25 protein-coding genes are annotated in these 20,612 nt (G+C 69.0%); 10 read left to right on the forward strand and 15 right to left on the reverse strand.

Annotated elements, in window-relative coordinates; all coding sequences use genetic code 11:
* Positions 1–30: 30 nt before the first annotated feature.
* The 7 genes from DTQ71_RS04240 to DTQ71_RS04270 form a co-directional block, all read right to left on the reverse strand.
* Positions 31–198: a cbb3-type cytochrome c oxidase subunit 3 gene (locus DTQ71_RS04240; RefSeq protein ID WP_109563011.1), complete on the reverse strand. Its 168-nt coding sequence runs from the start codon at positions 196–198 to the stop codon at positions 31–33.
* Between the two features lie 10 nt (positions 199–208).
* Positions 209–1,045: a cytochrome-c oxidase, cbb3-type subunit II gene (gene ccoO, locus DTQ71_RS04245; protein WP_109563012.1), complete on the reverse strand. Its 837-nt coding sequence runs from the start codon at positions 1,043–1,045 to the stop codon at positions 209–211.
* A gap of 6 nt (positions 1,046–1,051) precedes the next feature.
* Positions 1,052–2,662, reverse strand: coding sequence for a cytochrome-c oxidase, cbb3-type subunit I (gene ccoN, locus DTQ71_RS04250; RefSeq protein WP_109563013.1), 1,611 nt, complete (start codon positions 2,660–2,662; stop codon positions 1,052–1,054).
* A 216-nt stretch (positions 2,663–2,878) separates the two neighbouring features.
* Entirely contained in the window at positions 2,879–3,616 is a 738-nt protein-coding gene (gene fnrL / locus DTQ71_RS04255) for a transcriptional regulator FnrL (RefSeq protein WP_109563014.1), read from the reverse strand.
* Between the two features lie 84 nt (positions 3,617–3,700).
* The gene (gene cbiB / locus DTQ71_RS04260) at positions 3,701–4,609 is read right to left on the reverse strand and encodes an adenosylcobinamide-phosphate synthase CbiB (RefSeq protein ID WP_109563015.1); all 909 of its coding nucleotides are present in this window, start codon (positions 4,607–4,609) and stop codon (positions 3,701–3,703) included.
* Positions 4,609–5,559, reverse strand: a complete 951-nt coding sequence (locus DTQ71_RS04265; RefSeq protein ID WP_109563016.1) for an aminotransferase class I/II-fold pyridoxal phosphate-dependent enzyme — start codon at positions 5,557–5,559, stop codon at positions 4,609–4,611. The genes cbiB and DTQ71_RS04265 overlap by 1 nt, the downstream gene beginning before the upstream one ends.
* Positions 5,560–5,562: 3 nt before the next feature.
* Positions 5,563–5,925 carry a DUF1636 family protein gene (locus tag DTQ71_RS04270; protein ID WP_109563017.1) on the reverse strand — a complete coding sequence of 121 codons (363 nt, stop codon included), beginning with the start codon at positions 5,923–5,925 and terminating at the stop codon, positions 5,563–5,565.
* Positions 5,926–6,122: 197 nt separating this feature from the next.
* On the opposite strand from DTQ71_RS04270, the gene DTQ71_RS04275 reads away from it, so the two are divergent.
* Positions 6,123–6,557 carry a hypothetical protein gene (locus tag DTQ71_RS04275; protein WP_109563018.1) on the forward strand — a complete coding sequence of 145 codons (435 nt, stop codon included), beginning with the start codon at positions 6,123–6,125 and terminating at the stop codon, positions 6,555–6,557.
* A 61-nt stretch (positions 6,558–6,618) separates the two neighbouring features.
* On the opposite strand, the gene DTQ71_RS04280 is transcribed toward DTQ71_RS04275, so the two are convergent.
* Positions 6,619–7,611: a glutathione S-transferase family protein gene (locus DTQ71_RS04280; RefSeq protein ID WP_109563019.1), complete on the reverse strand. Its 993-nt coding sequence runs from the start codon at positions 7,609–7,611 to the stop codon at positions 6,619–6,621.
* Between the two features lie 611 nt (positions 7,612–8,222).
* On the opposite strand from DTQ71_RS04280, the gene DTQ71_RS04290 reads away from it, so the two are divergent.
* A complete protein-coding gene (locus DTQ71_RS04290; RefSeq protein WP_109563020.1) occupies positions 8,223–8,987 on the forward strand; it encodes an MFS transporter in 765 nt (254 codons plus the stop codon).
* Between the two features lie 120 nt (positions 8,988–9,107).
* Here the strand turns inward: DTQ71_RS04290 and DTQ71_RS04295 are convergent, their stop codons facing one another.
* The 5 genes from DTQ71_RS04295 to argH all read right to left on the reverse strand — a co-directional run bounded on the left by DTQ71_RS04295 (position 9,108) and on the right by argH (position 13,159).
* Positions 9,108–10,106 (reverse strand): hypothetical protein, encoded by a 999-nt coding sequence (locus DTQ71_RS04295; RefSeq protein ID WP_109563021.1) that lies wholly within the window; start codon positions 10,104–10,106, stop codon positions 9,108–9,110.
* A 1-nt stretch (position 10,107) separates the two neighbouring features.
* Entirely contained in the window at positions 10,108–10,578 is a 471-nt protein-coding gene (greA, locus tag DTQ71_RS04300; protein WP_109563022.1) for a transcription elongation factor GreA, read from the reverse strand.
* Positions 10,579–10,677: 99 nt separating this feature from the next.
* Positions 10,678–11,286, reverse strand: coding sequence for an HAD family hydrolase (locus DTQ71_RS04305; RefSeq protein ID WP_109563023.1), 609 nt, complete (start codon positions 11,284–11,286; stop codon positions 10,678–10,680).
* A gap of 329 nt (positions 11,287–11,615) precedes the next feature.
* Positions 11,616–11,774: an argininosuccinate lyase gene (locus DTQ71_RS04310; protein WP_109563024.1), complete on the reverse strand. Its 159-nt coding sequence runs from the start codon at positions 11,772–11,774 to the stop codon at positions 11,616–11,618.
* Positions 11,771–13,159, reverse strand: a complete 1,389-nt coding sequence (gene argH, locus DTQ71_RS04315) for an argininosuccinate lyase (RefSeq protein ID WP_109563025.1) — start codon at positions 13,157–13,159, stop codon at positions 11,771–11,773. The genes DTQ71_RS04310 and argH overlap by 4 nt, the downstream gene beginning before the upstream one ends.
* 12 nt (positions 13,160–13,171) lie before the next feature.
* On the opposite strand from argH, the gene DTQ71_RS04320 reads away from it, so the two are divergent.
* The 4 genes from DTQ71_RS04320 to DTQ71_RS04335 all read left to right on the forward strand — a co-directional run bounded on the left by DTQ71_RS04320 (position 13,172) and on the right by DTQ71_RS04335 (position 17,516).
* On the forward strand, positions 13,172–13,717 hold the full coding sequence (locus DTQ71_RS04320) for a TlpA disulfide reductase family protein (RefSeq protein WP_109563026.1): 546 nt from the start codon (positions 13,172–13,174) through the stop codon (positions 13,715–13,717).
* A gap of 512 nt (positions 13,718–14,229) precedes the next feature.
* Positions 14,230–15,192, forward strand: a complete 963-nt coding sequence (locus DTQ71_RS04325; protein ID WP_109563027.1) for an L-malyl-CoA/beta-methylmalyl-CoA lyase — start codon at positions 14,230–14,232, stop codon at positions 15,190–15,192.
* A 71-nt stretch (positions 15,193–15,263) separates the two neighbouring features.
* The gene (locus DTQ71_RS04330) at positions 15,264–16,451 is read left to right on the forward strand and encodes a LytS/YhcK type 5TM receptor domain-containing protein (protein WP_170125285.1); all 1,188 of its coding nucleotides are present in this window, start codon (positions 15,264–15,266) and stop codon (positions 16,449–16,451) included.
* A 102-nt stretch (positions 16,452–16,553) separates the two neighbouring features.
* Positions 16,554–17,516 carry an acetyl-CoA carboxylase carboxyltransferase subunit alpha gene (locus tag DTQ71_RS04335; protein ID WP_109563029.1) on the forward strand — a complete coding sequence of 321 codons (963 nt, stop codon included), beginning with the start codon at positions 16,554–16,556 and terminating at the stop codon, positions 17,514–17,516.
* 3 nt (positions 17,517–17,519) lie between these two features.
* On the opposite strand, the gene DTQ71_RS04340 is transcribed toward DTQ71_RS04335, so the two are convergent.
* Entirely contained in the window at positions 17,520–17,756 is a 237-nt protein-coding gene (locus tag DTQ71_RS04340; protein ID WP_109563030.1) for a hypothetical protein, read from the reverse strand.
* Entirely contained in the window at positions 17,756–18,139 is a 384-nt protein-coding gene (locus tag DTQ71_RS04345) for a thiol-disulfide oxidoreductase DCC family protein (RefSeq protein ID WP_109563031.1), read from the reverse strand. Before DTQ71_RS04345 ends, DTQ71_RS04340 begins: the two co-directional genes overlap by 1 nt.
* A 164-nt stretch (positions 18,140–18,303) precedes the next feature.
* On the opposite strand from DTQ71_RS04345, the gene DTQ71_RS04350 reads away from it, so the two are divergent.
* The 4 genes from DTQ71_RS04350 (at position 18,304) to DTQ71_RS04365 (ending at position 20,608) form a co-directional block, all read left to right on the forward strand.
* On the forward strand, positions 18,304–18,900 hold the full coding sequence (locus tag DTQ71_RS04350; RefSeq protein WP_342768103.1) for a M48 family metalloprotease: 597 nt from the start codon (positions 18,304–18,306) through the stop codon (positions 18,898–18,900).
* Positions 18,901–18,958: 58 nt separating this feature from the next.
* Complete coding sequence (msrB, locus tag DTQ71_RS04355) at positions 18,959–19,453, forward strand: peptide-methionine (R)-S-oxide reductase MsrB (protein WP_109563033.1); 495 nt, start codon at positions 18,959–18,961, stop codon at positions 19,451–19,453.
* 55 nt (positions 19,454–19,508) lie between these two features.
* The gene (locus DTQ71_RS04360; protein WP_109563034.1) at positions 19,509–20,267 is read left to right on the forward strand and encodes a CE1 family esterase; all 759 of its coding nucleotides are present in this window, start codon (positions 19,509–19,511) and stop codon (positions 20,265–20,267) included.
* 71 nt (positions 20,268–20,338) lie between these two features.
* Positions 20,339–20,608 carry a DUF6455 family protein gene (locus tag DTQ71_RS04365; RefSeq protein WP_146204797.1) on the forward strand — a complete coding sequence of 90 codons (270 nt, stop codon included), beginning with the start codon at positions 20,339–20,341 and terminating at the stop codon, positions 20,606–20,608.
* The last annotated feature ends 4 nt before the right edge of the window (positions 20,609–20,612 follow it).

A 20,612-nucleotide genomic window follows, 5' to 3' on the forward strand; every position in this document is an offset into this window, starting at 1 on the left:
TGGTACAGGGGGCGGGGATCGAGGGGCCGGTCATTCCCCGGGTCCTTCGTCGTGACGGAAGGGCGCGCGCGCCGCGTCGTCGTGGATCGGGCGGGAGCCGGGACGAAACGCCCAGACCCAGACACCCAGGAAGAACAGCGTCAGGACCAGCAGGACCCAGCTATCGGCGAGTTCGCGCAAGAAGGAATAGGTCTCCATCGCGGCCCCCTCAGCGGCTGGCGTCGGGCGTGAAGGTCGAGAAGTCGACCAGCGTGCCCAGCATTTGCAGATAGGCGATCAGCGCATCCATCTCGGTCAGCGCGTCCACCCCGTCGAAGTTGCGCACCTGCGCGCCGGGATAGCGTTCCAGCAGGCCGTCGATATCGCCGAACGGATCGACCTGGACCCGGATATCGGCGGCGGCCGTGCGGACCATCTCGTCCGTGTAGGGCACGCCGACCATCCTGTGGGTCGCCACGAGGTCGCGGATATGCGTCGTGTCGAGCCGCGTATCCACGAGGAACTCGTATTTCGGCATGACGCTTTCGGGCACGACGCTCTGCGGATCGATCAGATGGTCGACATGCCACTCGTCCGAATAGCGGCCGCCCACGCGGGCCAGATCGGGTCCGGTCCGTTTGGAGCCCCATTGGAACGGGTGATCGTACATCGACTCCGCGGCCAGCGAGTAATGCCCGTAGCGCTCCACCTCGTCGCGCATCGGGCGGATCATTTGGGAGTGGCAAACATAGCAGCCCTCGCGGATGTAGATCTCGCGCCCGGCCAGCTCCAGCGGGGAGTAGGGGCGCATGCCCTCCACCTCCTCGATGGTGTTTTCCAGCCAGAAGAGCGGCGCGATCTCGACGATGCCGCCGACGGTCACCACCAGGAAGCTGGCGCCCAGCAGGAGCGTCGCGTTGCGCTCCAGACGCTGGTGGAAGGTGATCTTCTCGGCCTCCGGCGGCAGCTCGTTGGGGACCTCCCCCTTGGCCGCCCCTTCGGCGGCGGTCGCCACCTTGGGGTCGTCCTTGGGTTCGTAGTTCGGGTCTTTGGGGTCGGTGCTCATCTCACATCACTCCGCGGGGGTGGCGACGGCTTCGGTCCGCGGGGACCGGATCGTCATCCACATGTTCCAGACCATGACCACCGCTCCGGCCACGTAGAGGACGCCGCCCAGCGCACGGACCACGTACATCGGGAACTTGGCGTCGACGGTGTCGGCGAAGCTGTTGACCAGGAAGCCGTTCGGATCGACCTCGCGCCACATCAGGCCTTCCATGATGCCCGACACCCACATCGAGGCGGCGTAGAGCACGATCCCGACCGTCGCCAACCAGAAGTGCAGGTTGATCGCCGACATCGAGTACATCCGCGCCCGGCCCCAGAGCTTGGGCGTCAGGAAGTAGAGCGCGCCGAAGGTGATCAGGCCGTTCCAGCCCAGCGCACCCGAGTGCACGTGACCGATGGTCCAGTCGGTGTAGTGGCTGAGGCTGTTGACCGCCCGGATCGACATCATGGGGCCTTCGAAGGTCGACATGCCGTAGAAGGCGAGCGAGGCGACGAACATCCGGATGATCGGGTCGGTGCGGATCTTGTCCCAGGCGCCTTGCAGCGTCATCAGGCCGTTGATCATGCCGCCCCAGCTGGGCATCCACAGGATCACCGAGAACACCATGCCCAGCGTCGAGGCCCAGTCGGGCAGCGCGGTGTAGTGAAGGTGGTGCGGGCCCGCCCAGATATACAGGAAGATCAGCGCCCAAAAGTGGATGATCGACAGCTTGTAGGAATAGACGGGACGCTCGGCCTGTTTCGGGATGAAGTAGTACATCATCCCCAGGAAGCCGGCGGTCAGGAAGAAGCCCACGGCGTTATGGCCATACCACCACTGCACCATCGCGTCCTGCACGCCCGAGTATACGATCACGGACTTGGAGCCCCAGATCGAAACCGGGATCGCCAGGTTGTTGACCACGTGCAGCATCGCCACCGTCACGATGAACGCGAGCAGGAACCAGTTGGCGACGTAGATGTGCTTTTCCTTGCGCTTCAGGATCGTGCCCATGAAGACCGCGAGGTAGACGACCCATACGATCGTCAGCCACAAATCGATATACCACTCCGGCTCGGCGTATTCCTTGGACTGGGTGGCCCCCAGCAGATAGCCGGTCGCCGCCAGCACGATGAAGAAGTTATAGCCCCAGAACAAGAACCAGGCCGCGTTGCCGCCCCAGAGGCGGGCGCCGCAGGTGCGCTGTACGATGTAGAGCGAGGACGCGATCAGGGCGTTGCCCCCGAACGCGAAAATCACCGCGCTCGTGTGGAGCGGACGCAGGCGGCCGAAATTGGTGAAGGGCTGGCCCCAGTCGAAGTTCAGAGCCGGGAAGGCCAGCTGGAACGCGATATAGGTTCCCGCGAGAAAGCCCACGACGCCCCAGAACGCGGTGGCGATCACGCCGGCGCGGATGGGTCCGTCCATGTAGCCGACAGGCGCCTCGCGCACGCGCGGAAGCGCGGTGCCCGGGGCGGGCATCGTGCGCAGCTGCCACAGGAAGGCGCTGGCCGAAAGGATGAGTATGATAATGGCGTGGACCATGTAGGCGGCATCGTGGGCCTTGTCGGCCGCGATCGCCGCCAACAACGCGATCAGCGCGAAGGCCACGAGCTTGAGGACGTCGGTATTCATCTGCACCCGCTCCGTTGCAACGGGTGCGACATCTCACTGGCGCGGGCCGTAAACCTTGACCTGCGTCAACTCCCGGTTCGTGGACGTGAAGTGGGGAGCGAGCACCACGCAAGCGATCCGGTGCTTACGGTCTGAAAAAATTTGGATTTCCGAGGGTTGGGTGGTATCCGCCCGCCGGCCGTTCCTGTCCCGCGTCAAACGGACGCGGGGGCGTCCTCAGGGCAGCAGCGCCTCCGCCACTTCGGCGCCGCTCTCGGCGCCCAGGCGCTGCAAGTCGGCGCAGGTCACCGTGCGCAACCCGTCCAGGCCGATCACGCCGTCCTTGCGCAGGCTCGTCAGCTGGCGGCTCACGGTCTCGATCGTCAGACCCAGGAAGGTGGCGATCTCTTCCCGGCTGAGCGGGAGGTCGGTGCGATAGGGCCCCGGGCCCGTCGCGGTGCGGCGCAGGAGCGCCAGAAGGAAGGTCGCGACCTTCTCGCGCGCGGTCTTGCGGCCGAGCAGCAGCATCCATTCCCGCGTGGCGTCCAACTCGTCCAGGGACATGGCGAGCAGGCGCGACGCGATTCGCGGCGACTCCTGCAAGAGCGCCTCGAAGGGGGCGCGCCGGAAGGTGCAGAGCGTCACGTCGGAGGCGGCTTCGATGGCGTGCTCGGATCGAGCCCGGCCGGGCCGGCCGATGAAGTCGGAGGGCAGCAACAGGCCGACGATCTGACGCCGACCGTCTTCGAGCGAACGGCTCAGCGTGGCGCAGCCCGTGACCACCGAGGCGGCGAAATCGAGCGGGGCGCCTTCGTGGACGATGGTCTCGCCCGCCTTCCAGGTCTTGTAATGCTTGATCCGATCCAGGGCGACGAGTTCCGCATCGTTGCAATGGGCGCAGACCGCGCGGGGACGGATCGGACAGTCGGTGCAGCCGTTGACCGTCGTCGAAGGGCGGATCGATTGAAGCTTCATGGAGTCACGTTGCGCTACATTTGATCCGGGTCAAGGTTTGTCGGGCGCTGCGTGTCACTCTTGCGCGCCCGCGCGAGACCCCTTTCAGGTCTGTGACAGGAGGGCGAGCCCGGCCGCGATCGCAAAAAGGCCCGCCCAGCAGCGCCAGAGGGCGGCGCAGGCGCGCTCTATCTCGTCCGGGCCGGGGTCGCGGCGGCCGGCGGCATTGACCCAGGGAAACTCCTGGAGGCGTCCGGCATAGCTGCGCGGCCCCGCCAGCGCGATGCCGAGGACCGGGGCCAGCGCGGCCTCGGGCCAGCCCGCATTGGGCGAGCGGTGCAGCCGCGCGTCGCGCGGAACCTGCGGGGCGTGCCGCCAGGCGCCATGGACCAGCAGGATCAGCCCCGCCGTCAGCCGCGCCGGGATCCAGTTGAGCGCATCGTCCAGCCGGGCGGCGGCCCAGCCGAAGGCTTCGTGGCGAGGCGTGCGGTAGCCGATCATGCTGTCGGCGGTGTTGACCGCCTTGTAGACCAGCATCCCCGGCAGCCCGGCCACCGCGAACCAGACAGCGGGCGCGACGACCCCGTCCGAGAGGTTCTCGGCCGCGCTCTCGATGGCGGCGCGGGCGATCTGGGGCGCGGTCATCCCTTCGGTGTCCCGTCCGACGATCATAGCGACGGCGGCGCGGCCTTCGGGCACGCCCCGGCGGAGCGCATGGGCGACCGCGCGCACATGCTCCAACAGGCTGCGCTGCGCCAGCAGGATGGCAGCCAGACCTACCTCGATCACACCGCCATCCGGGATCGCCGCCAGGCCCCATCCCAGCGCCCAGGCCCCCCCGACCAGGAGCGCGACGGCGCCGACCCCTTTCGCGCGCCGCCCCGCGCCCCGGTTCAGCCAGCGATCCAGCGCGCCGACCGCCCGTCCCATCAGCACCGCCGGATGCGGCAGGCGCGACCAGAGCCAGTCGGGCTCGCCGAAGATCGCGTCGAGGACAAGCGCGAGCGCCAGCATCAGGCGAGCGCTGCCGCCACTCTGTCCCAGCCCGTCGCCGGAGGCAGACCCAGCCGCAGCCAGGTGGCCGAATAGGGAAAGATCCGCGACCAGATGCGATGGGCCGCGAGCCGGTCACGCAGCGCGGCCGCGTCGGTCGTCTCGTAGAGACGGAAGAGCGGCGTGCCGCCCACGAGCCGTCCATGGGGGGCCATCAGCCCGTCCAGCCGCGCCGCGTCGCGCGTCAGCCGGACCCGGGTGGCCTCGGTCCAGGCGCCGTCCGCCAGCGCTGCGGCGCCGATGGCCAGCGCCGGGCCCGAGACCGGCCAGGGGCCCAGCGCGTCCCGCAAGGGGGCCAGAGTCTGTGGATGGCCGATGGCGAAGCCCAGGCGCAGTCCGGCCAGGCCCCAGAACTTTCCGAACGATTTGAGTATGATAACGCCGGGGCGCTCGGCCAGGGCCACCATCGAACGGGCGGGGTCGATATCGGCAAAACTCTCGTCGATTACAGTCAGGGGGGCGCCCTCCGGCAGATCGGCGGCGGTCCACCACCGTCCATCGGGATTGTTCGGGCTGACCACCACGCAGGTCCGGCCCGGCGCGGGCGGCGCGTCGATCACCGTCGCGCCTGCGGCGGCGAAGGCAGCCGCGTGCTCGTTATAGGTCGGGCCGGGAATGTGAACCGGCCCGCCCGCCGCGATCCCGGGCAGTCGCGCGATCAGGGCCGAGGCCCCGGGGGCCGGCAGGATCTCCGCACCGCTTGGGACGCGCCAGACTCCGCGCGCCGCCGCGATCAGCGCCTGCGTCGCGCCCGCATCGGGCAGCGCCGTCCAGGCGTCTTGCGGCAGGGGGGGCAGGGGGTAGGGGGTAGGGTTGATCCCGGTGGACAGGTCCAGCCAGTCCGTGCGCCGCCCGCCATGGAGCGCACAGGCCGCGTCCAGCCCGCCGCCGTGGTCGCGCGCCGCGGCCATCGCTCAGTCCAGCGGGGGATGCCGGGTGACGAAATGGCCTTTGACCGCCTGCGGCCATTCTCGGAACGGCACGACCCCCGTGGGAGAGGCCGCATGGCCCGTCGCATAGGCCACGATGCCCTCGGCGGCCTCCGGCACCGGGTCGAAGCGGCCCAGGGTATAGGCCATCTTGCCGGGCGCCTGGAGCGTCACGTTGCAGGCGCCCTTGCAGCCCATGAGGCAGGAATGCCTGCGGGTCACGACCCCGTCGACTCCGGCCGCCGCGGCCTCGACCAGCGTGGCCAGCGCCTCGCCATCGGTCTGGCCCGAGCCCGCATCCCATCCGTCGCGCTTGCATGTGTCGCAGATGGTGATGGTGGTCGTCATGGGGCCCTCCGGTTTCGGTTGGCCCTGTCCATCACAGCCGAACGCCGGGAGCAACCGTCGGCGAGGCCTCGCCGATCCCGGAGGGGCGAAAGCGAAAACCCGCCGTTCGACACAAATTGGCTCGGAACGCTTAACCGTCTGTTAACCGGCGCGTCGGAGAGTTGGGGCACACGGGCCGGGCAGTTGGAGAGCGCTAGATGATAAAGACTTCCGCCCATGCGGCGACGGCGCCCCTGTCCGACCGGATCGCACGAGACGACCGGCCCGTGGTGCTGACGGTGGGCTTCACACTCCAGCGCGGGCGGGAGGCGACGGCAGCCTGGGACGACTTCCGCGCGGAGGTCGCCCAGAGTCAGGCGCAGGCCGTCGCCAAGATGTTCGTTCTGCGCCCCGCGGTCGTCCTGATCGACCTCGGACTGACCGATGGCAGCCCCCTCGCGGTGGCGGATTTCGTCAGCTTCCGACATCCGAAGGCGCGGGTGATCTTCGTCAGCGATACGGCGATGTTCTCGGACGGATCGCTGTTTCAGCACTGCGCCAACGTGCATGCCCATGTGGCGCGGGGCATGGCGGAGCCGGATATGGTGGCGCTCATCGCCCATCACGCCAAGGCCGAGTTGCAGCGCCGCTGAAGCGCCGCGCGGCCCGGGTCGCGCGCCCGGCCCTCCCAGGCGCCGGGCGCGGCGGGGCGGCTCAGGCGGCGTGCCGAAGCGCCTCGCGCCCATGGGGCTCCATCCAGTCGATGACCGGATTGATCGGGACGATCCGGTGCGGGTTAATCGTCTCGTGGCTGTAGTGGTAATGGCGCACGATATGCGCCATCCCCACCGTTCCGGCAACGCCGGGCACCTGGAACAGCTCTCGCGCATAGGGCCAGAGGTTGGAATAGTCGATCAGCCGCTTGCGGTTGCACTTGAAGTGCAGGTGATAGACCGCATCGAAGCGCACCAGGGTGGTGAACAGCCGCCAATCGGCTTCGGTGATCCGGTCGCCCGCCAGATAGCGCCGCTCCGCCAACAGGCCGTCGAGCCAGTCCATCGTGTCGAAGAGCGGATAGACCGCGGCGTCATAGGCCTCCTGGGTGGTCGCGAAGCCCGATTTGTAGACCCCGTTATTGAGCGTGTCATAGACGCGGTCGTTGATCCGGTCGATCTCGGGCCGCAGCTCCTCGGGGTAGAAGTCCTGCGTATCGCCGGTCAGCCCGTCGAAGGCCGAGTTGAACATGCGGATGATCTCGGAGCTTTCGTTCGACACGATGGTCTCGCGCTGCCTGTCCCACAGAATCGGCACCGTCACCCGGCCCGACACGTCGGGTTTCGCTTTGACATAGAGATCCCGGGCGAAGGGCAGGCCATAGAGCTTGTCGCCGGTCGCGCCATGGGCGTCGGTCTCGAAGGTCCAGCCGTCGCCCAGCATGTCGGGGTGGACCACCGAGATATCGATCAGGTCCTCCAACCCCTTGAGCGCGCGGAAGATCAACGTGCGGTGGGCCCAGGGGCAGGCCAGCGAGACATAGAGGTGGTAGCGCCCCGCCTCGGCCTTGAAGCCGCCTTCGCCCGATGGGCCTGGCGCGCCGTCCGCCGTGATCCAGTTCCGGAATCCTGCGGTGGAGCGGACGAATTTCCCGCCGCTTTTCTTGGTGTCGTACCAGGTGTCCTGCCAGACGCCGTCGACAAGCTGTCCCATGGGGGCCTCCAATCTGTATTTTCGACAAAACTAGAGGTTGTCCCTGTTGAATAAAGCGGTGTCAGCGCACGGGAGGCCTGCGCATGCGAACGGGGTTTGACCTGAACCGCGGTCGAGGTCGCAAGAGCCGGATATGACGCGGATCCGACGCCTCATCGCCGCCGCCGGGCTGACCAATCTGGGCGATGGCATCGCTGTGCTGGCCTGGGCCTGGGCCGCGTCGCTGCAGACCCGGGGCGCGCTCTGGGTGGCGATTGTGCCGGTGGCGGTGCGCCTGCCCTGGGTGCTGCTGGCGCTGCCCGCGGCCATTCTGGCGGACCGTCACGACCGCGGGCGGCTGGTGCTGGCGGCGGATCTCCTGCGGGTTGCAGCCTTCGCCGGTGTTGCGCTGCTGCTCTGGCACACGACGCTGCCAGGGGCACCGCGAATGGAGGGCGCGCCGCCGCTGCTCTGGGGGATCTTGGGAGCCGCGCTGGCTGTGGGCGCGGCGGAAGTGCTGTGCGACAGCGCGGCGGCGTCGGTCTTGCCGCTCCTCGCGCCGTCGGAGCGGTTGGAGGCCGCCATTGGCCGCCAACGGCCGACTGTGATCGGCGGAGCTCGTCGGCAACGCGATGGCGGGCCCTGCGCTGGGCGCGGTGCTGATCGGTCTGGCGCTCGCCGCGCCCTTTGCCGCGGCGGCAGGGCTGTATCTGGCGGGCGCCTTCCTGATGCTCGGCCTGCACGCGGTCCAGTCCCCGCGCGCGGCCCCGCGGGACTGGCGGGCGGAGCTCGCGGACGGCCTGACCTTCCTGCGCCGAGAGCCGTTTCTACGCCGCCTCGTCTGCATCACCGGCGCCTGGACCCTGCTGGCCGATATGGCGCTGATCGCGCTGGTCCTGCATGCGCAGGAAGACCTGGGTCTCGACGCGCCGGCTCATGGCCTCGTCCTGGTGGCGGGCGCCCTGGGCGGCGTGCTGGGCGGGCTCGCGGGGGCGCGCGCGGTCCGCTGGTTCGGCCCTGGCCGGACGGCCCAGCGGGGCAGTGTCATCGGGATCCCCGTCTTTCTCGCTCTCCCTTACGTTCCGGCCGCCGTCGCGGCGGCGGTGCTGGTGGCGTTCGAGTTCGGCGGTCTGCTCTGGAATGCCGTCTCGACGGCCTACCGCCAGCGCCGGGTGCCTGACGCATTACGGGGTCGGGTTCACGCCATCTACCGGCTCGTCAGCTTCGCGGAGATGCCGCTGGGCCTGCTGTTTTCGGGCGCGATGGTCGAGGCGGCGCAGATCTGGCTGCCGCGCGGCACGGCCCTCATGGTTCCGGTCTACGCCACGGTCCTCGGCATGTTCGTGCTCAACATCCGCGTCTGGCGTGACATCCGCCGCGGATTCGACGGCGGGTGAGCGAGACTGTGCCTCATCACGGGTTCGCAAATACTCAAGTCGCTCCGCCAAGATCGGGCGCTTCGCCCATTCAAGAGCCTGTATCGCAGGGCGCGGCACCCAAACGACGCCTGCGCCCCCTCAGCCGTCGAACAGCCCCGCCACGCGTCCGGTCAGCATGAAGGCCCGCGCGGTCCGCGTGTCGGCGAAGCGGGCGATTTCTGGTCCGCTCGCCACGTCGACGAAATCGGGGAAGACCTTGTCGAAGGTCCGCAGGAACAGGTGCACCGCATCGCGAAAGACCGGGTCCTCCTTCATCCGCGCCGAACACAGCGCCAGCGACGAGCGGTCCTTGACCCCGCCCAGTGCGGCGATCGAGGGGCCACGGGCGCCGCCGGCGAAGACCCGCCAGGTCTCGGGCGTGGCGCGGTGAGGGGAGAAGTCGTCGACATAGATCCCGTCCTGGGCCAGCAGCGTCAGTACCTCCTGCGCGGAGGCAACCAGCTGCGCGGTCGGGCGGTGCTTGAGCGCCCGGCGCAGCACGTCGAAGCCTTCCACGTCGCGGTCGTTGTCGGGGAAGTTGAGCGCGCGGATGAACTCCGCCGGGGGCAGCGGGGCGCCCGGCTCGTCCTCGTCCAGGGCCAGCGCCGGCTGCGCGGGCGGCTCGGGGCGGGCCGGGGGCGCGAGGACGCGCTCGGGCTTTTGCTCGGGCGGGCGGTCGGCCTGCAGCCCCGCGATCTCGGCGCCCAATACCGCCTGGGTCCGGGTCACGCCCTCCAGCCGCTCCTCCATGGCGCTCCGCAAGCTGTGGCCCGCGATCTCCTGGCTCTCGATATAGCTCAGGCGCATGGCGTCTATGGCCGCCTGGAGGCGGGCGCTCTCCTCGCGCATGGTACGGGCCGTGCGCGCCGCCGCCGCCGCCACCCAAATCAGCGCTACCGGCAGGAAGATGCCCATCACCGACATCATCAGGCTCAGCGGGTCGGCGCGCACCGCCGCCCCCTCGCCGCCGGTCACGGCCAGGAAGAACCAGCCCACGACGGCCAGCCAGAGCAGCGTCACGATCAGGGCGGCGACCTCGACCGCCGTGATCGCGCCCGATGCGGGCGGCACCGGGGCGGGACGGGGGGCTTCGCTCATGTCAGATGTATTGGACGGACGTGACCTCGTAGTCGCGCACGCCCCCGGGGGTGCGCACTTCGACCGAGTCGCCCTCCTCCTTGCCGATCAGGGCACGGGCCAGGGGCGATTTGATGTTGAGCAGGCCGTTCTCGATATCGGCCTCCTGCTCGCCCACGATCTGGTAGGTCTTTTCTTCCTCGGTCTCCTCGTCGACCAGGGTCACGGTCGCGCCGAATTTGATCGAGCCCGAGAGCTTGGCCGGGTCGATCACCGAGGCGAGCGAGATCAGACCCTCCAACTCCTTGATGCGGCCCTCGATGAAGGACTGCTTTTCGCGGGCGGAGTGGTACTCGGCGTTCTCGCTCAGGTCGCCATGCTCGCGCGCTTCGGCGATCGCGCGGATAATGGCGGGCCGCTCTTCGGATTTGAGCGTCTTCAATTCGGTCTGGAGCGCGGTCATGCCGCGCGGCGTCATCGGGATCTTTTCCACGGCTTTCTCCTGCGGGGCGCGCGTGTCTCGTCGCGTTCGTCGCAGGGGACACTATGCAGCGTGCGCCCGGGGCGCAACGGGGCGCGGGGATGGGCCGCGTCAGCCGGGAATCGCGGGCTCGGGGTTCGGCAGGACGGCGGCGAGCCGCGCCAGCGGATCGCCGCAGCCGCGCAGATCCAGCACCGACATCCGTGCGGCGCGCGCCGAGACAACGCCCGACAGTCCCATCTCGGCGACCAGACAGTCTTCCGGGGCGGTGGCGAGCATCGCGGCGGCGAGGTGGTAGCAATCCGCCGCCGGCTTGTCGGCGGTGACATGCGCCTCGGTGACGATCGCGTCGAACCGCTCGGGCGCGAGGTCCAGCGCGTCGAAGACCGAGACCGTCCATTCGAAGGGGGTCGTCGCGACGAGGCCCAGCGCGATGTTCCGCCGCGCGATGTCGTCGAGGACTGCCACGAGACCCGGCCTGGGCCGCAGCGGCCCCTGCGCCAGGGCCTGGCCGTAGTGATGGTTGCGACAGCGCAGGATCGCGTCGACTGGAACGGGACACAGGTCTTCGGGACGCATGACGCGGCGCGTTTGGCCCGGACGGTTGGTCCGGGGGTCGATATGCAGGCCATGATCGAGAAAAGCCTGCCGGAAGGCCTGGCGCCAGAGGTCGGACGTATCCGCCAGCATCTCGAGCGAGCCCAGAAGAATAGCCTTCATGGGTCGTATCGCCTTGGTTTGGCGCGGTTGAGCCGCGCAATGAGCGGTCGCTCAACCTTAGGTGGCGCCGAGTCGACGCGCTTTTCAAGGGGAAACCCTGGACTTTGCGAAATCTTAAAGAAATTTCCCCGGCCTGTCGGGTCGGACGCGCACGGGCGCCGCGCAGTGCCTCTCCTTCGGGCATGCCGCGCGAAAGCGTGGGCGCCCCGGAGGAGGGCTCTGGCCGCCCGTCGCGGTCCCGAGACCTCGGAATGGCCTCTAAAGGCCCGCGGGGCAGGGTCTTGTGACGCGCTGCGGCAGGGCCTGCCGGGTCTCCAGGCCGAGAGTCGTCAGACCCCGCCGCTGACGCCGAACTCGGCGGTTCCGGTGATGGTCACGCCGTTGGGCGGGCGGGAATCGTCTTCGTCGACCTGGGACGGGGGCACGGGCGGGCCATCGACGCCGCAGCCGGCCAGGGTCAGGGCCAGGGCCGCGATCAGTTTCCTCATGCCAGGATCTCCTTCCAGCGCGCGGCCTGCGCGCGCACATTGTCGGGCGCGGTGCCGCCATAGGAGGTGCGCGAGGCGACGGAATTGCGCACGCCCAGCACTTCGAAGACATCGGCGGTGATGCGCGGCTCGACCGCGTGCATCTGCTCCAGCGACAACTCCGGCAGGTCGATTCCTGCATCCTCGGCCATTTTCACCAAAGCGCCGGTGACGTGATGCGCCTCGCGGAAGGGCAGGTCGAGCACGCGCACCAGCCAGTCGGCGAGGTCCGTCGCCGTCGAGAAGCCGGAGGACGCGGCGGCCTCCAGGTTGTCTTTCTGCGCCGTCATGTCCGAGACCATCCCGGTCATCGCCGCCAGGGCCAGCATCAGGCTGTCGGCGGCGTCGAAGACCTGCTCCTTATCTTCCTGCATGTCCTTGGAATAGGTCAGCGGCAGGCCCTTCATCACGGTCAGCAGCGCGACCTGCGCGCCCAGGATCCGCCCGATCTTGGCGCGCAGCAACTCGGCGGCGTCCGGGTTGCGCTTTTGCGGCATGATGCTGGACCCGGTCGACCAGCGGTCCGAGAGGCGGACGAAGCGGAACTGGGCGGAGGACCAGATGACCAGCTCTTCGGCAAGGCGGGACAGGTGCATGGCGCAGATCGAGGCGGCCGAGAGGAACTCCAGCGCGAAATCCCGATCCGACACCGCGTCGAGCGAATTGGCCGCGGGCCGATCGAAGCCCAGCGCCGCGGCCGTCATCTCGCGGTCGATGGGGAAGCTGGTCCCGGCCAGGGCGGCAGTGCCCAGGGGGCATTCGTTCATGCGCGCGCGGGCATCCTTCATCCGGCCCAGATCGCGTCCGAACATCTCGACATAGGCGAGCATGTGATGGCCCCAGGTGACCGGCTGCGCGGTCTGGAGATGGGTGAAGCCCGGCATCACCCAGTCGGCTCCCGCCTCGGCCTGCGCCACCAGCGCGGCCATCAGCCGGGGCAGGGCGTCGATCGCCGCGTCGGCTTGGTCGCGCACCCACATCCGGAAGTCGAGTGCCACCTGGTCGTTCCGGGACCGCGCCGTGTGCAGCCGGCCGGCGGGCGCGCCGATGATCTCGGTCAGCCGGGCTTCCACGTTCATGTGGATGTCTTCCAGGGCGGTCGAATACTGGAACGTGCCCGCCTCGATCTCTGACAAGACGGTGATCAGCCCTTCCCGGATCGCTTCGGCGTCGCTAGCTGTCACGATGCCCGTGGCGGCGAGCATCGCGGCATGGGCCCGGCTACCTTCGATGTCTTGCCGCGCCATGCGGCGGTCGAAGCCGATGGAGGCGTTGATCGCTTCCATGATGGCGTCCGGGCCCTCGGCGAAGCGGCCGCCCCACATGGCATTGGAAGACTTGGTCATCGAGGTCCCACTATGTCGCGACGTTTCATCGCCGGCCTATACGCAACCGCGCTCGCCCTCGCCACCCCCGCCGCCGCGATCGAGCCGGGGCTGCTGACGGGACCCATGGCCAAGCTGCAAGTGGCCGAGGCGCCCTGGACGCCATCGGTCGACACCTTCGCCCGCGAAGACAGCACCCGGGGCCGTCTGGAGGATTACGCGGGCGAGATCGTCGTGCTGAACTTCTGGGCCACGTGGTGCGCGCCCTGCAAGGCGGAGATGCCTTCGCTCCAAGCGCTTCAGGACAGGCTCGGGGACGAGGGGCTGGAGGTCGTCACCGTCGCGTTCGGCCGCCACAATCCGATGCAGATGAAGCGGTTCTGGCAGGACGCGGGGATCACGAGCCTCCCGCTGCATCTCGACGCGGGAACCGAACTGGCCCGCGCGCTCGGGGTCGCGGGCCTGCCGCACACCCTGATCCTCGATCGGGAGGGACAAGTGATCGCGGAGCTGAAGGGCGAGGCCGATTGGGCCGCGCCCGAGACACTCGCGCTGATGCGCGGCCTGACCGCGCGATAAATCCGCAGCCCCTCGTCAGCCCTTCGCCAGCGCCGTGTCCATGCCCGGGTCCGGCGCGGTCCGGTGCCCCACGGCCTTGGCCAAACGCGATGGGGCCGGGATTCCGCGTCCGACGAAGACCCCCATGATGGCGCACTCGCCGTCCCCATCGATGTGACAGGACAAGGGTCCGTTTGGGTCGTGCTGCTTGACCGCGCGCCCTTTCCCATGACGCTGTCACCCCCCGCCCGCTGCTGCGACCGCAGGGCTAGCGGGGGGATGACCTGTCGCATCCTTCTCCCGACATCCTTCTTCTGGCCCAAAATACTCCGGGGGGCGCGCGTCGCGCGCGGGGGCAGAGCCCCCTCCGACGGTTCAGCCTGCTCAGCGCTCTGAGGGACGTCTGCGCCTCGCGCGCTGCCTTCGCCGCAACGTCTGTCCTGCCTCTGCCGCAGCGCAGCACTTGCATCGCTGCGCGACAGAATGTAGCGCGTTTCTCAAAGGCCACGCAATTTTCTGACTCGGAGACCAGTATGAGCTTCCGCCTGCAACCGACGCCCGCCGCCCGTCCGAATCGCTGCCAACTCTTCGGGCCCGGCTCCAACCCGAAGCTTTTCCCCAAGATGGCCGCCAGCGCGGCGGATGTGATCAATCTCGACCTCGAGGACAGCGTCGCGCCCAGCGACAAAGACGCGGCCCGCGCCAATGTCATCGAGGCCATCGGCGCCCAGGATTGGGGCAACAAGACGCTGTCGGTGCGGATCAATGCGCTGGACACGCCCTATTGGTATCGCGACGTGGTCGACCTGCTGGAGCAGGCCTCGGAGCGGCTGGACCAGATCATGATCCCCAAGGTGGGCTGCGCCGAGGATCTCTATGCCGTCGACGCGCTGGTGACGGCTGTGGAGACCGCCAAGGGGCGCAGCAAGAAGATCGGCTTCGAGGTCATCATCGAGAGCGCGGCGGGGATCGCCCATGTCGAGGCCATCGCCGCCGCCTCGCCGCGCCTGACCGCCATGTCGCTCGGGGCGGCCGATTTCGCGGCCTCGATGGGGATGCAGACCACCGGCATCGGCGGCACGCAGGAGGATTACTACATGCTCCAGGACGGCCAGCGGCATTGGTCGGACCCCTGGCACTGGGCGCAGGCCGCCATTGTCGCCGCCTGCCGGACCCATGGCGTGCTGCCGGTGGACGGGCCCTTCGGCGACTTCTCCGACGATGAGGGCTTCCGCGCCCAGGCGCGCCGGTCGGCGGTGCTGGGCATGGTCGGCAAATGGGCCATTCATCCCAAGCAGATCGCGCTTGCCAACGAGGTCTTCACCCCGTCCGAGGCGAAGGTCGCCGAGGCGCGCGAGATCCTCGCCGCGATGGAGAAGGCCAAGGCCGAGGGCGCGGGCGCGACGGTCTACAAGGGGCGGTTGGTGGACATCGCCTCGATCAAGCAGGCCGAGGTCGTGGTGCGCCAGGCGGATCTGATCGCATCGAATTCTTAGTATTTCGCGTTCGGCGCGGGGCGGGGCGGTAGGCTAGGCTACGCCGGCCCCACCCAGTCCGGATGCGCGCGATGATCAACCAACAGGCTCTTCTCGACTTCGCCGTCAGCATCGGGCTGCTGACGCTGCTCGTGGCCTGCTACGGCATCCTGCGCCGCCGCCTGCCGGGCACGACGCTGGCCCCGCAATTGCTGGGCCTGTTCTTCGGGTCCGTGGCGCTGCTGATGATGCAGATCCCGCTTGAGATCGCGCCCGGGGTCATCGTCGATCTGCGGGTCGTGCCGATCGTTCTGGCCGGGGCGTTCCTCGGCCTTCGGGGGGCGGTGATCGCCGTGGTGATCGCGACCGTCGTGCGGATCTGGATCGGTGGCACGGGCTGGATGTCGGGTGTCAGCGCGGTCTGGCTGGCGGCGGCGGCGGGTCTGGGCTGGTCCGTCGCGACGCTTGGGCCGGGCCATCGCCCGCTCAGCAGCTTCCTGGTCCTCGCCCTGCTCAGCCTGTCGACGCTGGCGGGGGCCCTGCTCCTCCCGGCCGAGATTGCGGCCGTCTTCTACGCGCGCAGTGCCCCGCTCCTGACCTGCATCTATCTGACCGTGATCCCCGCCCTGGCGCTCCTGCTGGAACGGCAACGCGTCGATATGCAGCGCGAGGCCTGGGCCCGTGCCGCCGTGGGGGCGCGAACCACGCCCGGCTTCGAAGGCCCCGAAGCCCTGGCCCGCAGCCTTGCGCGGGCCGAATCTGGGGGACGGTTCCGCGATGGGGCGGTCGTGCTCTCCCTCCGGTTCCGCTCCAGCCGTCTGGCCCTGTCCCTCTGGGGGGCGGATGTCGAGATAGCGGTCCTGCGGGAGTTGCGGGACCGCATCGCCGCGCTGCTGCCGCCGGGCACGAAGCTGGGCATGATCGAGCATGGCACCGTGCTCGTCTTCCTGGAACAGGACGCGGTATGCGACGCGACCGCGACGATCGCGCGGATCCGTGAGGGCGCCACGGCGGAGCCGATCGCCGTGCCGGGCATGGCCTCGGTCCGCTTGCGCATGGACGGGCGGGCGGCCAGCTTCAACGTCCTGCCGACCTTCTCGGAGATCGCCCGGGCCTTCGACCCGTCCGAAGGGCGCGGCGCCCGCGCCGAGCCGCCGCCGGCCGTCACCGCGCAGGGCACGCCGTCGGGCGTTGCCCGGCTCTTCAACGCGACGGACCGGCTGTTCGAGGTGCGCGCCCTCCGAGGACAGTCCGAAGGCGAGCGGTTTTGGGGCGTCTGAGCGCTCCGGCCCCGGCCCGCCGCTTCCGCCACCGGTTGCATCGGCCCCGACCCCCGGCCATATGACCCCGACAGGGCTGGAACAGTCAGGCCGGGGAGCGCGATGACGCAATATCTCGATTTCGAAAAGCCGCTCTCTGAGATCGAGGGCAAGGCCGAGGAACTGCGTGCGATGGCGCGGGCCGACGCCAAGATGGATGTCCAGAAGGAGGCCGCCGCCCTCGACAAGAAGGCCAAGGACATCCTCGCCAACCTCTACAAGTCTCTGACCCCCTGGCAAAAGGCCCAGGTCGCGCGGCATGCCGCGCGACCCCACTGCAAGGACTATATCGAGGCGCTCTTCACCGAGTACACGCCGCTCGCCGGGGACCGGAACTTTGCTGACGATCACGCGGTCATGGGCGGGCTCGCGCGGCTCGACGACCGCGCGGTCATGGTGATCGGCCACGAGAAGGGGAACGACACCCGCACCCGGATCGAACGCAATTTCGGCATGGCCCGGCCCGAGGGCTATCGCAAGGCGATCCGCCTCATGGAGATGGCCGACCGCTTCGGCCTGCCCGTGGTCACCCTGATCGACACGCCCGGCGCCTATCCCGGCAAGGGGGCGGAGGAGCGGGGGCAATCCGAGGCCATCGCACGCTCGACCCAGACCTGTTTGCGGCTGGGCGTGCCGCTCGTCTCGGTGGTGATCGGGGAGGGCGGCTCCGGCGGTGCCGTGGCCTTCGCCACCGCCAACCGCGTCGCCATGCTGGAGCATTCGATCTACTCGGTGATCTCGCCCGAAGGCTGTGCCTCGATCCTGTGGAAGGATTCCGACAAGATGCGCGAAGCCGCCGAGGCGCTGCGCCTTACGGCACAGGATCTCCATAAGCTGGGCGTGATCGACCGCATCGTGCCCGAGCCGATGGGTGGGGCCCATCGTGACCCCAAAGCGGCAATCTCTTCGGTCGGCGCCGCCCTGAAGGAAATGCTCGGCCAACTCGACGGTGCCGATCGCGAATCCCTCCGCGCCAACCGGCGGCGCAAGTTCCTCGACATGGGCACCAAGGGGCTCGCGGCCTGAGGCTCAGCCCTCGCGCCGATAGATTCCTTCGGGCAGGTCCAGCGCCACCAGCAGGTCGCGCACCTGACCCATCGTTAGCGTCACCTGCACCGGCTCGCCTGTGCGCGGATCGGCCTGGGTCAGGGTGATGCATTCCTCGAAGGCGGAAACCGTCACGTCCTCGCCCGGCGGGGTGCCGTCTTCGCCCTCGTCCACCAGGGTGATGATGGTGGCGTCGAACTCGTGCTCGATGGTGAACATCAGCGGGCCCTCCCTGCGGTACGGCGCAGATGCATCCGGTAGAGCAGAGGCGCCAACACCCGATCATAGACCGCATCCGCGATCTGACGCACCCCCGGCGCGGCCGTCGCCCGAGTGAGCCAGGCCAGATGCGGCATCTGCCGCCAGAGCACCCGAAACGCCGCCATCCCCGAGAGCACGCGCCCGTCATGCAACACATGCAGCCGACGCGCCGCCTGATCGGCATCCACGCCATAGGCGGTTAGGTCCGACTGGTGCAGCGCGTCGAAGCGCAGCGGCAAGCCGTCGCGCGCGGCGCGGTCGCGGTAGTGGTCGATCTCGCGCGAACAGATCGGACACTCCGCGTTATAGAGGACGCGCATCTCGGTCTCGTGTCCTGACATCGGTCGTCTCCCGTCTATAGTCAGCATCAGAGGTATGAACCAAAGGGCCGAAGTCCATGCGTCGAACGATCCTCCCTCTCCTTGCCGCGCTCGCGATCGCAGGCTGCGTCCAGACGGCTCCGGCCCCCGGCCCGGCGCCTGCCGCGATACCCGTGGGCGACAGGGTGACCCGGGAGACCGCCATCGCCAATTTCCGAGCCGCCGTCTCTCGGGTGGAACCCGTGGCCGAGCGTGTCTGCCGGGAGCAGGATCCGCGGCTCGATTGCGACTACTTGATTCGGGTCGATCCCGACCCGCGCCAGCCTCCGAACGCGTTCCAGACCCGCAACCGCGCGGGACGGCCCGTGCTGGTCTTCACCCAAGGCCTGATCGCGGATGCTCGCAACCAGGACGAGATCGCCTTCGTCATCGGCCATGAGGCGGCGCATCACATCGCGCTCCATATCGACCAGCGGATGCAGAGTGCGGCGGCGGGGCAGGTCCTTGGCGGCCTGCTTGGCGCGGCCATCGGTGCGGACGCCAATGCCGTCGATTCCTTCAGCCGCCTCGGCGCGTCGGTCGGCGCGCGCGTCTATTCCAAGGAGCAGGAGTTGGAGGCCGACGCGCTGGGGGCCGTCATCACGGCGCGAGCGGGCTATGACCCGGTGCGCGGTGCGGCCTATTTCCAGCGCTCCCCCGACCCCGGCAATCGCTTTCTGGGCAGCCACCCGGGCAATGCGCAGCGGATCGCCGTGGTCCGGCAGGTCGCGGCCGGGCTTTGACGTTTCTTGAACCAGGGACGCAGGGCCGTGCGTTTCCCCCGCACCGATAGAGGACGCCATGACCGACCGACGCAAGATCCTGGCCGGCACCGCCGCCTTCGCCGCGCTGGCGGCGCTAGGGGCCTGCCGCGACACGCGGACAGCCACCGCCGCGCCCGGTGGCTTTCCGATCGAGCTGTCGCCCGAGGAATGGCGCGCGCGCCTGACCGAGGCGGAATTCGCCGTTCTCCGTCAGGAGCAGACCGAGCCGCCCTTCTCCAGCCCGCTCAACGAGAACCGGGCCGTCGGCACCTATGTCTGCGTCGGCTGCGCGAACCCAGTCTATGCCTCCGACACCAAGTATGACAGCGGCACGGGATGGCCCAGCTTCTGGCAGCCGATCTCCTCCCAGGCGGTGGGGACCAAGCCCGATTACAAGCTGATCCTGCCCCGCACCGAGGTCCATTGCGCGCGCTGCGGAGGCCATCTGGGCCATGTCTTCGACGATGGCCCGCCGCCGACCGGCAAGCGGCATTGCATCAATGGAATCGCGCTGGACTTCGTCGCCGCCTGAGCGCGCGAACGAAGACGTGACTGGCCCGCGCCGCCACCGCGGCTAGGCTCTGGGCATGCGTGTTCTCGTGCTTCTTCTCCTTCTCGGCGCTCCGGCGGCCGCGTGCACCGGGGCCGTGGAGTGCGCTCTGGGCGACCGCGCCTATCATGTCCGCGAACCGGAGGGCTGGGACGGGAGAGCGCCGCTGCCTGTCATGCTGCATTTCCACGGCTGGGGGCGGCAGGGCGAAACGATCATGGGTCATGGCCGCATCGCGGGCGCCACGGTGCCGCGTGGCGTCCTTCTGGTGGCGCCGGACGGGCTGGGCCGGAGCTGGGCTTTCCGGCGGCCCGGGTCGCGTGACACGCCCTTCGCCCGCGCCGTGCTGGAGGACGTCGCCGCGCGCTATCCCCTCGACGGGCGGCTAATCGTGTCGGGCTATAGCTGGGGCGCGCTGATGGCCGCGCGCTTTGTCTGCGAGGGCGGTCACAGGGTCGACGCGCTACTGCTGGTCGCGGGCGCGTTTCCGCCGGGAACGGCCTGTGCGGGTCGACCGTGGCGCGTGGCCCATGTCCATGGCACCACCGACACCGTGCTCGACTTCCCCACCGGACCCGACGGCGACATCACTTATGCTGTCGCACTCTGGCGGGACGCGTTGGGATGTGCGGGGCACGCCGACCGGCGCTACGACTGGCAGGCGGTGAGTTGGCTGACCCATGACCGCCACGAATGGGACTGCGCGGAGGGCGCCGTCTCGCTGGATGTGCACCCCGCCAGCCACGTTATTCCACGCGGCTGGTTTGCGCGGGTCTTGGACGAAATCCTCCATTGAGTTGCGCTGGATCAAGGCGTGCGCCTTCCCGTTGCGGCAGTTTGCGGCCCTGAACACGGAGGACTTGCACGATGAGCCGACCCCACCCCATGGGCGACACCCGCACGCATCTGATGCTGTTCCGCACGATGGCGGCGCAGACCGGCGCCGACACTCTGCGCGCGTTCGAGGAGGGAACCCTGGACGCAGACGGCTGGGTCGACGCGGTCGAGCGCTGCCGTGACTGCCGCTGGGTCGAGGGCTGCCAGCGCTTTCTCGCGCGCCCGGCCGAGGGCCGGAAGGCCGTGCCGCAGGACTGCGCCAATGCCGACCTGCTGCGGGAGATCGTGCTGCCGGGCTGAGGCG

It is taken from the genome of Jannaschia seohaensis, assembly GCF_900116765.1.
GTDB classification, from domain to species: Bacteria; Pseudomonadota; Alphaproteobacteria; order Rhodobacterales; family Rhodobacteraceae; genus Jannaschia; species Jannaschia seohaensis.

Coding starts and splice junctions, on each gene's coding strand:
- DTQ71_RS04320 (WP_109563026.1), top strand. CDS start 13,172: ATGTCGCGACGTTTCATCGCCGGCCTATACGCAACCGCGCTCGCCCTC.
- fnrL (WP_109563014.1), bottom strand. CDS start 3,616: ATGAAGCTTCAATCGATCCGCCCTTCGACGACGGTCAACGGCTGCACC.
- DTQ71_RS04345 (WP_109563031.1), bottom strand. CDS start 18,139: ATGTCAGGACACGAGACCGAGATGCGCGTCCTCTATAACGCGGAGTGT.
- ccoO (WP_109563012.1), bottom strand. CDS start 1,045: ATGAGCACCGACCCCAAAGACCCGAACTACGAACCCAAGGACGACCCC.
- DTQ71_RS04335 (WP_109563029.1), top strand. CDS start 16,554: ATGACGCAATATCTCGATTTCGAAAAGCCGCTCTCTGAGATCGAGGGC.
- DTQ71_RS04325 (WP_109563027.1), top strand. CDS start 14,230: ATGAGCTTCCGCCTGCAACCGACGCCCGCCGCCCGTCCGAATCGCTGC.
- DTQ71_RS04330 (WP_170125285.1), top strand. CDS start 15,264: ATGATCAACCAACAGGCTCTTCTCGACTTCGCCGTCAGCATCGGGCTG.
- DTQ71_RS04270 (WP_109563017.1), bottom strand. CDS start 5,925: ATGACGACCACCATCACCATCTGCGACACATGCAAGCGCGACGGATGG.
- DTQ71_RS04360 (WP_109563034.1), top strand. CDS start 19,509: ATGCGTGTTCTCGTGCTTCTTCTCCTTCTCGGCGCTCCGGCGGCCGCG.
- ccoN (WP_109563013.1), bottom strand. CDS start 2,662: ATGAATACCGACGTCCTCAAGCTCGTGGCCTTCGCGCTGATCGCGTTG.
- DTQ71_RS04275 (WP_109563018.1), top strand. CDS start 6,123: ATGATAAAGACTTCCGCCCATGCGGCGACGGCGCCCCTGTCCGACCGG.
- DTQ71_RS04280 (WP_109563019.1), bottom strand. CDS start 7,611: ATGGGACAGCTTGTCGACGGCGTCTGGCAGGACACCTGGTACGACACC.
- DTQ71_RS04340 (WP_109563030.1), bottom strand. CDS start 17,756: ATGTTCACCATCGAGCACGAGTTCGACGCCACCATCATCACCCTGGTG.
- DTQ71_RS04305 (WP_109563023.1), bottom strand. CDS start 11,286: ATGAAGGCTATTCTTCTGGGCTCGCTCGAGATGCTGGCGGATACGTCC.
- DTQ71_RS04365 (WP_146204797.1), top strand. CDS start 20,339: ATGAGCCGACCCCACCCCATGGGCGACACCCGCACGCATCTGATGCTG.
- argH (WP_109563025.1), bottom strand. CDS start 13,159: ATGACCAAGTCTTCCAATGCCATGTGGGGCGGCCGCTTCGCCGAGGGC.
- DTQ71_RS04310 (WP_109563024.1), bottom strand. CDS start 11,774: ATGAGGAAACTGATCGCGGCCCTGGCCCTGACCCTGGCCGGCTGCGGC.
- DTQ71_RS04265 (WP_109563016.1), bottom strand. CDS start 5,559: ATGGCCGCGGCGCGCGACCACGGCGGCGGGCTGGACGCGGCCTGTGCG.
- cbiB (WP_109563015.1), bottom strand. CDS start 4,609: ATGCTGGCGCTCGCGCTTGTCCTCGACGCGATCTTCGGCGAGCCCGAC.
- msrB (WP_109563033.1), top strand. CDS start 18,959: ATGACCGACCGACGCAAGATCCTGGCCGGCACCGCCGCCTTCGCCGCG.
- DTQ71_RS04290 (WP_109563020.1), top strand. CDS start 8,223: ATGGCGGGCCCTGCGCTGGGCGCGGTGCTGATCGGTCTGGCGCTCGCC.
- DTQ71_RS04240 (WP_109563011.1), bottom strand. CDS start 198: ATGGAGACCTATTCCTTCTTGCGCGAACTCGCCGATAGCTGGGTCCTG.
- DTQ71_RS04295 (WP_109563021.1), bottom strand. CDS start 10,106: ATGAGCGAAGCCCCCCGTCCCGCCCCGGTGCCGCCCGCATCGGGCGCG.